General features: G+C 71.3%; 12 protein-coding genes. 4 read left to right on the plus strand and 8 right to left on the minus strand.

Annotated features, from left to right (window positions below):
* The first annotated feature begins 119 nt into the window (after positions 1-119).
* Together M1P99_RS11325 and M1P99_RS11330 are read left to right on the plus strand one after the other, a co-directional pair.
* On the plus strand, positions 120-944 hold the full coding sequence (locus M1P99_RS11325; RefSeq protein ID WP_304452608.1) for a ParA family protein: 825 nt from the start codon (positions 120-122) through the stop codon (positions 942-944).
* A gap of 56 nt (positions 945-1000) precedes the next feature.
* The gene (locus M1P99_RS11330; RefSeq protein ID WP_304452609.1) at positions 1001-1930 is read left to right on the plus strand and encodes a ParB/RepB/Spo0J family partition protein; all 930 of its coding nucleotides are present in this window, start codon (positions 1001-1003) and stop codon (positions 1928-1930) included.
* A 424-nt stretch (positions 1931-2354) separates the two neighbouring features.
* Here M1P99_RS11330 and trxA read toward each other — a convergent pair whose 3' ends face one another.
* The 3 genes from trxA to M1P99_RS11345 form a co-directional block, all read right to left on the minus strand.
* Positions 2355-2678 carry a thioredoxin gene (gene trxA / locus M1P99_RS11335; RefSeq protein WP_304452610.1) on the minus strand — a complete coding sequence of 108 codons (324 nt, stop codon included), beginning with the start codon at positions 2676-2678 and terminating at the stop codon, positions 2355-2357.
* A gap of 112 nt (positions 2679-2790) precedes the next feature.
* The gene (trxB, locus tag M1P99_RS11340) at positions 2791-3723 is read right to left on the minus strand and encodes a thioredoxin-disulfide reductase (protein WP_304452611.1); all 933 of its coding nucleotides are present in this window, start codon (positions 3721-3723) and stop codon (positions 2791-2793) included.
* A gap of 148 nt (positions 3724-3871) precedes the next feature.
* Complete coding sequence (locus M1P99_RS11345) at positions 3872-4327, minus strand: hypothetical protein (RefSeq protein ID WP_304452612.1); 456 nt, start codon at positions 4325-4327, stop codon at positions 3872-3874.
* Between the two features lie 160 nt (positions 4328-4487).
* Between M1P99_RS11345 and M1P99_RS11350 the strand changes: the two genes are divergently transcribed.
* Both M1P99_RS11350 and M1P99_RS11355 read left to right on the plus strand, forming a co-directional pair.
* A complete protein-coding gene (locus tag M1P99_RS11350; protein WP_304452613.1) occupies positions 4488-5642 on the plus strand; it encodes a sensor histidine kinase in 1155 nt (384 codons plus the stop codon).
* Positions 5639-6319: a response regulator transcription factor gene (locus M1P99_RS11355; RefSeq protein WP_304452614.1), complete on the plus strand. Its 681-nt coding sequence runs from the start codon at positions 5639-5641 to the stop codon at positions 6317-6319. The genes M1P99_RS11350 and M1P99_RS11355 overlap by 4 nt, the downstream gene beginning before the upstream one ends.
* 79 nt (positions 6320-6398) lie before the next feature.
* On the opposite strand, the gene M1P99_RS11360 is transcribed toward M1P99_RS11355, so the two are convergent.
* From M1P99_RS11360 to murJ (M1P99_RS11380), 5 genes are all read right to left on the minus strand, one after another.
* Positions 6399-7313, minus strand: a complete 915-nt coding sequence (locus tag M1P99_RS11360) for an anti-sigma factor (protein WP_304452615.1) — start codon at positions 7311-7313, stop codon at positions 6399-6401.
* Positions 7310-7936, minus strand: coding sequence for an RNA polymerase sigma factor SigM (gene sigM, locus M1P99_RS11365; RefSeq protein ID WP_304452616.1), 627 nt, complete (start codon positions 7934-7936; stop codon positions 7310-7312). The genes M1P99_RS11360 and sigM overlap by 4 nt, the downstream gene beginning before the upstream one ends.
* Positions 7937-7977: 41 nt before the next feature.
* Positions 7978-9552, minus strand: a complete 1575-nt coding sequence (locus M1P99_RS11370) for a protein kinase family protein (protein ID WP_304452617.1) — start codon at positions 9550-9552, stop codon at positions 7978-7980.
* A gap of 269 nt (positions 9553-9821) precedes the next feature.
* Positions 9822-11606 carry a murein biosynthesis integral membrane protein MurJ gene (murJ, locus tag M1P99_RS11375; protein ID WP_304455664.1) on the minus strand — a complete coding sequence of 595 codons (1785 nt, stop codon included), beginning with the start codon at positions 11604-11606 and terminating at the stop codon, positions 9822-9824.
* Between the two features lie 173 nt (positions 11607-11779).
* Complete coding sequence (gene murJ, locus M1P99_RS11380) at positions 11780-13624, minus strand: murein biosynthesis integral membrane protein MurJ (protein ID WP_304452618.1); 1845 nt, start codon at positions 13622-13624, stop codon at positions 11780-11782.
* Between the last annotated feature and the right edge of the window lie 39 nt (positions 13625-13663).

Raw genomic sequence — 13663 nt, forward strand, 5'->3', positions numbered from 1 at the left:
TGTCCCAGAACCCAGCCGATGTTTCACGTGAAACATCCTCCTATGGCGACCTGCTCGATGTTTCACGTGAAACAGGCGGCGTCCCCGACACACCCCTCGCTCGCGCGGCCCAGGAGGCCATGTCGGTGCGCGGCAGCGAGGAACCCTGGCCCCGCCCCGCGTCCTGCCGGGTGATCAGTGTGGCGAACCAGAAGGGCGGCGTCGGCAAGACCACGACGACCGTCAACATCGCGGCCGCTCTGGCGATGAACGGCCAGCGCGTCCTCGTCGTCGACCTCGACCCCCAGGGCAACGCCTCCACCGCCCTCGGCATGGAGCGCGGCAACCAGACCCGCTCCATCTACCACTGCCTGGTGGAGGACGAGGACATTCGCAACCTCGCCCAGCCGGTGCCGAACATCCCGAACCTGTGGTGCGCGCCCGCCACCATCGACCTCGCCGGAGCGGAGATCGAACTCGTCTCCCTCGTCGCCCGCGAGTCGCGCCTCAAGCGCGCCTTCTCCGCCTACGACACCTCGGAACTCGACTACATCCTCATCGACTGCCCTCCGTCGCTCGGCCTGCTCACGGTCAACGCGATGGTGGCGTGCGACGAGGTCATGGTCCCGATCCAGTGCGAGTACTACGCGCTGGAGGGGCTGGGGCAGCTGCTGCACAACGTCAAGCTGGTCCAGTCCCACCTCAATCCCGGGCTGGCGGTCAGTACCATCCTGCTGACGATGTACGACGGCCGTACCCGGCTCTCCCAGCAGGTGGCCGACGAGGTCCGATCCCACTTCGGGGAACTGGTCCTGCAGACGCTCGTTCCGCGGAGCGTGCGCGTGTCCGAGGCTCCCAGCTTCGGCGAGTCGGTGATGACCTATGACCCCGCGTCGACGGGGGCGGTCGCCTACCTGGAGGCCGCGCGGGAGATGGCGTTGCGCGCGGAGCCGGTCAGCGGCTGAGGCAGGTCCGGTGACCCCGGACGGAGTTCTTTCGAGGAGTGTGGAAGGAGTTGCCGGTGAGCCAGCAACGGCGCGCGCTGGGCAGGGGGCTGGGGACACTCATCCCGCAGGGGCCGAGTGAGAAGGCGCCCGAACCGGAGGCGGTCGAGGAGCCGGCCCCCGAGCCCGCGGGCCTGCCGGACGGGACCTATCTGGAGGAGGTGGCGGTCGGCGCGATCACGCGCAACCCCCGCCAGCCCCGCCACCACTTCGACGACCAGGCGCTGGAGGAGCTGCGCGACTCCATCAGGGAGGTCGGGCTGCTCCAGCCCGTCGTGGTCCGCAAGGTCGACGACGGCGACGAGCCGCGGTACGAGCTCATCATGGGGGAGCGGCGCTGGCGCGCCAGCAAGGACGCCGGCCTGGAGCGGATCCCGGCGATCGTCCGCAGTACGAGCGACGACGCCCTCCTCCTGGACGCCCTCCTGGAGAACCTGCACCGGCAGGAGCTCAACCCCCTGGAGGAGGCGGCCGCGTACCAGCAGCTGCTGGACGACTTCGGGGCGACCCACGACGTCCTGGCGCAGCGGGTCGGCCGTTCGCGGCCCCACATCACCAACACCCTGCGTCTGCTCAACCTGCCTCCGAAGGTGCAGTCGCGCGTGGCGGCGAAGGTGCTGAGCGCGGGGCACGCGCGGGCGCTCCTGCGGGTCGAGGACCCCGATCTCCAGGACCGCCTGGCGGCGCGCGTGGTCCAGGAGGGCCTGTCCGTGCGGTCCCTCGAGGAGGTCATCTCCCTCAGGGAGGAGCCCGAGACCGAGCGGCAGCCCCGGGCGCCCAAGGCGGCGAGGGAGCCCAACCCGCCGCAGATCGAGGAGTGGGCGACCCGCTTCGCCGATCGCCTGGACACCACCGTGAAGGTGGACATGGGCAAGAAGAAGGGCAAGATCGTCGTGGAGTTCGCGACGCCCGAGGACCTCGAACGGATCATCGCCCAGATCGGTTGAACGCCTTGTCGACACGTCCACCTGTCGACGGATCGAGGGGCGGCGGGCGGCCGGCAGGCGCGAGGGGCGGTGTTTCACGTGAAACACCGCCCCTCCGCCGTCTGCGCTCACGGACGCTGCCGGTCCCACGGAACCCTCGGCCGGAAGCGGACGGGATCGCGAGCCCGCCGACCACCCGGGGCCGCACGGCGACACCGGGAACGGGGGTCCGGCCCTCTCCGCGGTCCGGTGCCCGGCTCAGCGCCGCCCGTGGTGGCGCTATGGCGTGGGGTAGGCGTCAGGGGCGGTGTTTCACGTGAAACACCGCCCCTGTGGCAGCCGTCGACGGGCCGGGAGGGGGTGTCCCGGTCCGGTGGAGGCGGAGTACGCCAAAGGCCCCCAGAAGTGATCCTGGGGGCCTTTCGCGTGCTCTGGGCGGTCCTCGTTACAGGAACTCGGCCAGGTCCTTCTCCAGGACGCGCTTCGGCTTGGCGCCGATGATCTGCTTGACGACCTCGCCGCCCTTGTAGACGTTCATCGTCGGCAGCGACATGACGTTGTAGTCGCGCGGGGTGTTCGGGTTCTGGTCCGTGTTCAGCTTGACGATCTCGATCTTGTCGCCGTACTCCTCCGCCAGCTTGTCCAGGACCGGGGCCATCTGCTTGCAGGGACCGCACCAGTCGGCCCAGAAGTCGACGAGGACCGGCTTGTCGCTGGCCAGGACGTCATCCTTGAAGGTGGCGTCGGTGACGTGCTTGACGGTGGACATTGTTCTCCTTGGTTCGGCGAGACCGTTGCGTCGGGGAAGGCTCGGGATGTGTCCCGTGGCGCTCGACCGCCGCCTGAGGCGGGACGGAAGCGCGGGAGCGGGTGGGCGCGGGCTAGTTGCCCATGTCGGCGAGGTAGCGCTCGGCGTCCAGCGCGGCGGCGCAACCGGTGCCCGCGGCCGTGATCGCCTGGCGGTACTGGTGGTCGACGACGTCGCCCGCGGCGAACACCCCCGCGCGGTTGGTGCGGGTGGAGGGGGCGTCCACGCGGACGTAGCCCTCGTCGTCCAGATCGATCTGCTTGTTGAAGAGCTCGACCCGCGGGTCGTGGCCGATCGCCACGAACAGGCCGGTGACGTCCAGAGTGCTCGTCTCGTTGGTCTTGTTGTCGAACACCTTGAGGCCGGTGACGCGCTCCTTGCCGAGCACCTCCTTCACCTCGGTGTTCCACAGGAACGAGATCTTGTCGTTGGCCAGGGCGCGCTCGGCCATGATGCGGCTCGCGCGGAGCTCGTCACGGCGGTGGATGACCGTCACGGACTTGGCGAATCTGGTGAGGAAGAGGGCCTCCTCCATGGCGGTGTCCCCGCCGCCCGCGACCGCGATGTCCTGGTCGCGGAAGAAGAAGCCGTCGCACGTGGCGCACCAGGAGGTTCCGCGGCCGGACAGCTCCTTCTCGCCGGGGATGCCGAGTTCGCGGTAGCCCGATCCGGTGGCCAGGATGACCGTGTGAGCGAAGAAGGTCTCACCGCCGGCCGTGACCTCCTTGACGGGCTTGGTGAGGTCGACGTCGGTGACGTCCTCGGGGACGAGCTCCGCGCCGAAGCGCTCGGCCTGCTTGCGCAGGTTGTCCATGAGGTCCGGCCCCATGATGCCGTCGGGGAAGCCGGGGAAGTTCTCGACATCGGTCGTGTTCATGAGCGCACCACCGGCGGTGATGGAGCCCTCGAACACCAGGGGGCGCAGCTCGGCACGCGCGGCGTAGACGGCCGCGGTGTATCCGGCCGGCCCGGATCCGATGATGATGACATTGCGGACGTCACTCACGCTCGTAGGCCCTTCGCACAGTCGGTGTCCTGGTCACCCGGTGTGACCTCGGGGGAAATCTGGTTAGCACAACCGATGGTAGGCGCACCGCATTCCCCTTCCGACATCCGCCCAGCGTACGGGGGCGGGGTATGCCCGGGCGGGAGCCTCAGACCCGGGAGCCGCCGCGGTCCAGTGCCGACCGGACCGCGAGCGCGATCACACCGCACACCAGGCCCCAGACCGTGTTGGTCCCGACCACGCCGGCCAACCCGAGCGGGTTGGTGAGGGGCCCCTGCAGTTCGCCCGTCAGCAGGGGTGAGAGGGCGGCGCTCAACACGATGGAGAACACCCCGTAGGCCAGCCCCGTACAGACCAGGGTGAGCAGCGGGCGCGGCGCGCGGGCGACGACCACCGAGACGACCCAGGCGAGGCTGACGGCGGCGGTCACCCCCAGTTGGAGCCAGGGGGACCAGTCGAGGGTGTCGGTCACACCGGTGATGCTGAGCAGCGGGCGTACGAGCGCGAGCGCTCCGAGGCCCAGGACCAGGGACCACGGGACGTTCGCGAACGGGCCCCGGCCCGAGGCGTCGGCGCCGTTCGGAGAGGGGTGTGACGGGTGCATGGCGGACCTCGCGGTGGTCGGGGTGCGGCGCGCGCACAGGGAACGGACACCACCGACGCTAGGGAGCCGCCCCGCCGACGGCGTCCGTCCGTGATCCCGTGCCCGTACGCCTCTCGACGTACCCGGGCAGCACCCACCGGGCACGCCCTAGAATCGCCGCATGCCAAGCCAGTCCGCACGCCGGGACGCCGTGGTCGACGCCCTGTTCGGGTTCGCCGTCTTCGCCGTGGTGGCCATCGCGGTCGGCGCCGACGTCAGTGACAGGGGCGGCCTCCCCCTCGGGTACGCGCTCGCGGGGGTTCTCGGCGCGCTCATGCTGGTCCGCCGCCGGTGGCCGGTCACCGTCCTGATCGCCACGTCCGTGCTCATCGTCGCGAACTACGTCGTCGACCTGCCGACGATCGGCCTGGCCGTCCCCGCGGCGGCCGCCCTGTACTCGGCCGCCGAGCGGGGCCGCCCGTACTGGGCGGTGGGAACGGCCGCGGCCCTGGTACTGGTGTCCACCGCCGGGCGGCTGGGGGAGGGGCAGGACCCCGGCTACCTCCTGGGCTACGAACTGGCCTCCACGGTGGCGGTCATGGGCGCCGCCATCGCCCTGGGCAACGTGCAGTGGCAGCGCGCCCGGGCCGAGCGGCAGCGGGTCCGCATCGCGCTCCTGGACGGGCAGGCGCGCGAGGCCGAGGCCGCGGAGCTGATGGCGCTCGAACGCACCAGGATCGCCCGCGACCTGCACGACGCGGTCGGCCACCACCTGTCGGTCGTGGCTCTGCACGCGGCGGTCGCGGCCGAGGCGCTCGACGACGCGCCCGCCGACGTGTCGGCGGCACGAACGGAGCTCACACACGTCACACAGGCCTCACGAGCGGGCCTGAGCGAGCTGCGGGCCACCGTACGCGCCCTGAGGGACACCGAACCGGGGGAGGAGCGCGTCGCCTCGCTCGCGCACCTGGAGGAGCTCGTGGGCTCCGTGCGCGCGGCCGGCGTGGACGTACGCGTCGTAGGGGTGCCCGGGGCGGGGGAGCTGTCCGGGATGGTGGACTCCACGGCCTACCGGATCGTGCAGGAGGCGCTGACGAACACGCTGCGGCACGCGCGCGCGGCACGGGCGGAGGTGGTGTTCGACCGGCACGACGGGGAACTGGAGGTGGCGGTGACCGACGACGGGGCCGCCGCGGCGACGGCCGGAACGAGTGGAAGCGGGCTCGCGGGGATGAGGGAACGGGTGCGACTGGTGGGCGGAACGGTGGAGGCGGGGCCGCGGCCGGAGGGCGGTTTCGGCGTACGGGCACGCCTGCCGACGGGAGGCGCCCGATGATCGGCGTCCTACTGGTCGACGACCAGCCCCTGGTCCGCGCGGGCGTGCGATCGCTGCTGGAGCGCGACGGCGACATCGAGGTGGTGGGCGAGTCCGCGGAGGGCCGCACGGCGCTCGCCGACATGGACCGGCTGCGCCCGGACGTGGTCCTGCTGGACCTGCAGATGCCGGTGCTGGACGGGCTGGCGGTCCTCAGGGAGCGTCGGCGACGGGTCGACACGTCGCCAGGTCGACACGCCGACACCAGGATCGTCGTCCTGACCACTTTCGGGGAGGACGACAACGTGTTCGCCGCGCTGCGCCTGGGCGCGTCCGGATTCGTCCTCAAGGACGCGGCGCCGCGGGAGCTGCGCGACGCGGTCCGCACGGTGGCGGCCGGTGAGGCCCTGCTGTCGCCCGGCGTCACCCGGCGGGTGATCGAACGCCTCGCGGACACGTCGGTCGCCCCGGAGGCGGCCGCGCGGCTGGACGTGCTCACCGACCGCGAGCGCGACGTCCTGGCCCTGGTCGGCCGCGGCATGTCCAACCAGGAGATCGGTGCGGCCCTGCACCTGAGCCCGGCGACCGCGCGCACCCACGTCGGCCGACTGCTGGCCAAGCTCGCGGCACGCGACCGCGTCGGCCTCGTGGTGATCGCCTATGAGACCGGCCTGGTCCGTCCGGGCGCACAGGACTGAGCCGGGGCGGACCGGTCGGGCCCGCCCCGGTCGCGGCATGTCGACAGGTCGGCATCCGGACAGGTCGACATGCCGACCGTCAGCGGGCGTCCACGGTCGTCTCGGCCAGGACGCTGCGCGTGATCTCGTCCTCCTGGACGCAGCGCGGGTCGAGGACGTACACGTCGACCCGGTCGTCGTCGGTGGGGGCGTACAGCACCCAGGCGCGTTCGGAGCCGGTCCCGTAGAAGGCGTCGTCGACCAGCGTGACCCGGGTGCCGAGGGCCTCGCCCAGGCGTGCCGCGCACTCCTGCACGCCCTGCAGGGCCGGGCCCTCCTCGGACTGTGCCGCCAGGTCGCCGTCCTCGTCACCGTCGGCCTCGGCGGACAGGTCCAGCACCTCGCCTGCCTGGTCGGCCAGCCCGGACTCGGAGTAGACCGTCTCGCTGGCCAGCACGACGGGGCGGTAGGACTGCCCCATGTCCTGGAGCGCCTCCTCCTCCGGGGCCTTCAGCGGTGCGTCGGACGCGCTGCCCGCGCCCGCGCTCTCCACGGAGGGCTGGAGCGCGTCGGTGATGACCGCCGCGCCGCCGCCGACCACGAACACGGCGGCGGCCGCAGCGATCAGCAGATGGGGGAGGCCGAAGGTGCGCCGCCGACGCGGGATCGGCGTGACCGGGGCGAGGTCGGAGACCCCGTCGTCGGATGAGCCGTCACCGGAAGCGGCGCGGACGTCGGCCTTGGTGCCGGCCGCGCGGGTGCCGGCCTGGGCCGAAGCGGCCGCGGGTCCGCGGGCGGCCTTGGCCAGACGCTGGTCGATGAGGTCGGCCACGTCTCCCGGAAGCTCCGGAACCGGAACCTCGGACAGGACGCGGGTCACCCCGGCGAGCTCGTCCAGGGTCGCCGCACAGGTGGCGCAGGAGTCTATATGGGCGGCGACCGTGCGCTTCTCGTCGGGATCCAGCAGATCCTCGGCGTAGAACGCGAGTGCCTCCACGTCAGGGTGGGACGTCACGATGGGGTGGCACCTCCTCTCTCAGATGTGACGTCTCGCGGGGGCTGAGGGTTCCTTAGATGGGCCAGGGAGGGAAGAAGTTTCGCGCGACCTCGCGCACATCTGCTCTTGACCGTGCCCGACGCCACGTCGAGGATCTGGGCGGCCTCCTCGACCCGGTAGCCGAGCATGTCGACCAGAGTGAGCGCCAGCCTCTGTTCGAGGGGGAGCAGGTCCAGGGCGGCCTGGACGTCCAGGCGGGCCTCGGTCTGCGCGGCGTGGTCGGGCCCGCCGCCCGCGCGGCCGAGCCGCTCGTTGGACAGGACGTCGAGGGTGTCGTCCTCGGTGGGGGTCGCCGGACGGACCTTCCGGCGGCGCAGGCGGTCATGGCACGCGTTGACCACGATGCGGTGCAGCCACGTGCTCACCTGGGCCTCGCCGCGGAACCGGTCGGCGGCGCGGAAGGCGGACAGGAAGGCGTCCTGCAGGGCGTCGGACGCCTCCTCGCGGTCGCCCATCATCCGGATCGAGACAGCCCAGAGGCGCTCTCGGTGCCGACGCACCAGGACCGCGAAGGCCTGGTCGTCGCCCTGAGAGTGCCTTGTCAGGAGTTCCCGGTCAGGAAGCTCGTGGACCGCGTCCATCAGTGCTGATCACATACTCCACTCGGGGCCGCTCCGCCCGGCTAGGCGCCGAGCACCTCGACCTCGTAGATCGTCCCACGCCAGTCGCCGCCGTCCGACGGCAGCCGCGTGAACCAGATGACCACGTACTTCCCGGTGGCGCCGCCCTCGATCTCGATGGTCTGCGTGCCGTTGACGGTCGCCTCCTGCGCGACGGGGAGGTTCTCGTTCAGCGAGGCCTCGTCGTTGACGGCGTCACTGTCGCCGATGCGGACCTCCACCTGGTGGTCGGCCTCGGGCAGGGTCAGCTCGACCGCGTGGACCTCCTGGCTGTCACCGAGGTCCAGCTTGAGTCCCACACCCGCCTTCTGCATCTCCAACGGGTCCTTGTAGCCCTCGGTGCTCCAGTCGGTGGACGGGTCCTGGTCGTGGGCGAACCGCGCGTTGTCGCCGTGCTCGGAACCGTCGCCCTTCGGCATCGGGTCGAACCCGTCGGAGGACGCGATCTCGATCGGCGTGAGCTCGGCGGGGTCCCCCGTGTCGTCGACGGAGCCCGCGCTGGGGTCGGTGGGGTTCTCGTCCTGGGGGCGCAGGCTCACCCCGATGGTCCACGCGCCCGCGACCACGCCGACGAACAGCACGACCGCGAGCACTCCGACGAGGAAGCGCTTGGGCGAGGCCTGGGCACGGGAGGCGCGGCGGTCCATCCGCGAGGAGCCCTGGGGCTCGGACCGCGGGGCCGCCGCCTGCGAACCCCGCATGGAACGTCGGGCACCGGACCCGGTGGCGTCGAACTCACCGGTGCGCCGCGAGGTGCCGTTCTCCGGGGACGGCGCCGACTCGGCCGGGGCCACCGGGAGCGGGATGAGGCGGGGGACCTCGGCCAGTGCCGCGCACAGCTCGGCGGGCGAGGTGATCGGCGGGCCGGGCACCATCTGCCCCGCCAGCTGCGGCAGTGCAGCGCGGGTCGTGATGCCGGCCAGCGGCTCGGGCAGGCCCGGGCGGACCTGGCCCGGGGGGTAGGTGCCGGCGGGGCCCTGGGGGGCCGGCGGCAGGCCGGACTGCGGACCTCCTGGCCAGGTCCCGGTCAGGCCGGCGTAGAGCAGTGCGCCCAGTCCCTGGGCGTCGATGGCGGGGGCGTTGCCGGCGCCGGTGCCCATGAGGGCGGCGTCGACACCGATGCCGATGACCTTGACCGCTCCGCCGCTGCTCCACATGAGCTTGTCGGGAGCCAGGCACAGGTGGGTGAGGCCGCCGGCGTGGGCGGCCGCGATGGCCTCGGCGGCCTCGGCCACGAGGCCGGCGGCGCGCTCGGGCTCCATCGGCCCCTGCGCGAGGAGGTCGGCCAGGGACGAGCCGATGACCCACTCCTCGACCACGTAGGGGACGGGGCCGGTGTCGTCGGCGTCGAAGACCTGGGTGACGCGGGCGTCGGGAATGCGGCTGGTGGCGCGGGCGGCGCGGACGACCTCGGACGTGCGGGGGAAACCCTCGGCGAAGGTCCATACCGCGACGGGGCGGGCCAGTGTCTCGTCGGTGGCCTTCCAGCGGGTCGCCCCGCCGGTCTCGGTCACCACGTGGTCGAGACGGTAGCGGTTGGCCAGCTTAGCCCCGGGCTCGATCAGGAAGGTGCTCATGATGGGAGTGACGGGCGCCGGTGCCGTGGCGTCGCGGACGTCCGCGGGCTTCGCCGGTCGGCGGAGCGGTAGCGGGGTGCGCGGGCCGTCGGCCCTACTTGCTGTCCCCAGCCTCCCTTCGGGCAGCTCGGATGATCAATGCTCTGGCGGTGAAGCGGTGCGAGTCCATGCTAGGACGCGTGAACAGCCTGTTTGGAGGACATGGGATACCTTTCCACCCTCCGGTCGATATCGGTACGCGGCTACCCAACGTCACCCGTGACTGGTGATCAGCGCCGTCGCAGCCGGGACTTGAGCAAATCGAGGAATGATGTGACTTCTGTCACATTGAGGAACTTTGCGGTAACCACGAACAGTACGCCACCGACGGCACCACCGGCCACGATCGATGCGAGCGCGGGCCACAGGTCGCCGGGCAGGCCCCGGAACACGTAGATCATCGCCACACCGAACAGGGCCGCGGGAACGGTCGCGACGTGGATCTTGGCGAGGGTGGCCAGAGTCCGGCGCCCCTCCAGGCCGTTGAGCCGCGTGGCCAGCATGCGCCACATGATGATCGAGCCCACGATGTAGTACAGGCCGTACGGCACCGGCAGCCACACCACGACGTGCTGCGGCTCCATCCAGAACAGCAGGCCGATCGCGGTGGCCGCGTGCGCGATCTCCGAGGGGATCGACACCAGGGCGGGCGAGCGGGTGTCGCCCAGCGCGTAGAACACGCGCATCTGCAGCTGGAAGAGCGTGAACGGGATGAGCATCACGCAGAAGACCATGAGGATGCGGCCGATCGCGGCCGCGTCCTCCGTGCTCGTGCTGCCCTGCGCGTAGATCATCACGCAGAACGGGACCGCGAAGACGATCATCGCCACCGAGATGGGGATGATCAGCACCGAGGACAGCCGGAATCCGTGTGAGAAGTCACGGCGCACCTGGTCCTTGCGGCCCGCGGCCACGTGCTCGCTCATCCGCGGCAGCAGGGCCGTGATCACCGAGACCGCGATGATCGCGTACGGCAGCTGGAAGAGCATCGACGCGAACTTGTACGCCGCGATCCCCGAGCCGGTCTCGAAGCCGAGTTCGGCCGCCATCGACCCGGCGCGGGTCGCCACGTTGGTGGAGACGAGCGCGCCCACCTGCGCGACGACGATGTAGAGCATCATCCACGAAGCGGCCCCGGCCGCCTCGCCCAGGCCCGAACCGCGCAGGTCCATGCGCGGACGCCAGCGGAAGCCCGCCGCCCCCAGCGCCCACACCAGCACCGCCGCCTGCACGACCTGGCCCAGGGCCGTGCCCAGGCCCAGGAGCATCAGCTCGCCGCCGCTGATCGTGTCGGGAGTGCGCCCCGGCCCGGCCAGGGCCAGGAACCAGAAGCAGATCCCGATGATGACCAGGTTGTTCAGTACCGGCGCCCACATGGGCGCCCCGAACCTGTTGCGCGCGTTGAGCATCGCGCTCGCCAGGCCGCTGGCGCCGATGAAGAAGATCTGCAGCACCAGGAACCGGGCGAGGATGACCGAGACCTCGAACTGGCTGCCCGAGAACCCGCCCGCGTAGATGCGGATGAACCACTCCGCGAGGCCGACCGCCGCCAGGGTGATGACGAACAGGGCCAGCAGCATCAGCGTGACCAGGCGCTGCTCGGTCCTGTCGCCGCCGTCGGCGTCCAGCTTGCGACGCTTGACGATGAAGGGCACGAACACGCTGGCCAACAACCCGCCGATGAGCAGGTCGTAGATCATGTACGGGACCATGCCCGCGGTCTGGTACGCGTCGCCGAGCAGCTGCGTCCCGATCGCCGCGGCCAGGACGATCGTCCGGACGAAGCCCGTCACACGCGAGGCGATCGTGCCGACCGCCATGATCACGCTCGACTTGGCGATGTTGCCGGGGGCGGTGTGGGAGCTGCCGCCGATCTCGTCGCCGTCCTCCAGCCCGGCGCGGTCGGCGGTGCCCAGGTCGCCGATCTCGCTCGGGTCCCGGAGCGTGGTCAGACCGGTCTCGGGCGCGATCTCCGGATCATGGCGCTCGTAGTCGTCGAGCACGTCCTCCGGCATCAGCAGACGCGTCCGGCGCCGCACGTGGGACTCCGACTCGGGGGTGCCGTCGTCCACGGGCGGGCTCGACTCTGTGGGGTGGTCGCTCGACACCGTCGGGCTGTCCTTCTCTAGGAACGGTCGTCTTCGGGGGAACTCCCGGCGGGGGCGGAGCCGGAAGGCGCGCTACTGCTTCAACGACGCAGCCGGCCGCGGATCAGTTCCACGGCGGCGGTGAGCTCGGGTACGCGCAGCAGGCGCGCGCATCCGAGGAAGAGCAGTGCGCCGAGCGTGCAGCCGACGGCGGGCGCACCGATGTAGCTGGCCAGTCCGGGCCCGACGTAGGCGTCGAAGAGCCAGGACACACCGAGGCCGGCCGCGATGCTCGGAACGACGGCCAGGTGCAGGCGCAACAATGTGCCAATGACGTGCTTGCCGTCAAGCCCTCCGAGGCGTCGGCTCAGCACGTTCCCGGCGATGACGAGGCCGCTCAGGAACGAGAACATGAAGCCGGCGGCCACGCCCACGACCACCCGGTCCGGCGGCAGGAGCAGGTAGGCGGTCAGGGCCAGCGCGCTGTGAACGGCCAGGTTGGCGATGGCGATGAGCGATGGGGTGCGGGTGTCGCCCATGGCGAAGAACACACGCAGCATGAGCTGGAAGACCGTGAACGGGACCAGGCCCAGGGCCATGACCGCGAGGATCTGGCCGATGTTGGCCGCGTCGGCCACGGAGATCGACCCGCGGGCGAAGGCCAGCACGGAGATCGGGACCGCGTACATCGCGATCGCGAACGCCATCGGCACCAGAACGAACGCCGAGATGCGCAGGGTGCGGGAGAAGTCCGAGCGGACCGCGCCCCAGTCCCTGTCCTCGGCGTGTGCGCTCATCCGGGGCAGGAGCACGGTGATGAGCGAGACCGCGATGATCGCGTACGGCAGCTGGAAGAGCTGGTAGGCGAGGTTGTAGGCGGTGATGCCCGCACCGACCTCGCGCCCCTGCTCGATCCCGGCCACGTTGGCGGCGTTGGCGATGTTGGTGGTGATCCACAGGCCCGCCTGGGTCAGCAGGGTGTAGAGCATCATCCAGCCGGCGGTGCGCAGCGCCTCGCCCAGGCCGCTGCCGCGCAGGTCCAGGCGGGGACGCCACCGGTAGCCGGTGCGGCTGAGGGCGACGAACAGGACGAGGGCCTGCAGGGCCATGCCGGCGGCGGTGCCCGCGCCCAGCAGGGTCAGGTAGGAGTCGTCGACGGGGGGCTCCTGGCCGGGGCCGGCCGCCCACAGGAACATCCCGCCCACGCCCATGATGACCAGGTTGTTGAGCACGGGGGCCCAGACCGCCGCACCGAACTTGCCGCGGGTGTTGAGCATGGCGCTGAGCAGGCCGCTCATGCCCACGAAGAAGATCTGGGTCATGAGGTAGCGCGCCAGGAACACCGAGTCGTCGAACTGCGCGTCGGTGAACCGGGACCCGTACATCAGGATCAGGAACTCGGCGGCCAGGACCGCGACCGTCGTCAGGAGCAGCAGTGCCAGCAGCGTGGTGGTGACCAGCCGGTCCTCGGTGGCCTTGCCGCCGTCGGCGTCGCGCTTGCGGCGCTTGACCAGGAACGGCACGATGACGCTCGCCATCAGGCCGCCGATGAGCAGGTCGTTGAGGATGAACGGGATCGTGTGCGCGGTGTTGTAGGCGTCACCGAGCAGGTGGGTGCCGATGGCGGCGCCGATCACGATGGTGCGGGCGAAGCCGGTGATCCGGGAGGCCATGGTGCCGACCGCCATGATGGCGCTGGAGCGCATCATCCCGCCGGAGCCCGACCCCGATCCGTCACCCGAACCGTCGGCCGGTCCGTCACCGGAACCGCCGTCGGAGCGGGACGGCTCCGGCTCGGGCAGCTCGCCCTCCTCGAAGGAGGCCGTGGGACCGCCGGTCGGCCGGATCGGGCCGTCGCCGGGCAGCGGTCCCTCGGCGTCGCGGTGCGGGTACTGGGGGGAACGGTCGGCGGGGTGTCCGCCGCCGTTCGGGGAGTCGGTGACCACCGTGGATCAGGCTTCCTTTCGTCCGACTGGGAGGGTCCG

Origin of the sequence: Nocardiopsis sp. YSL2 (genome assembly GCF_030555055.1) — a bacterium.
Classification (GTDB): domain Bacteria; phylum Actinomycetota; class Actinomycetes; order Streptosporangiales; family Streptosporangiaceae; genus Nocardiopsis.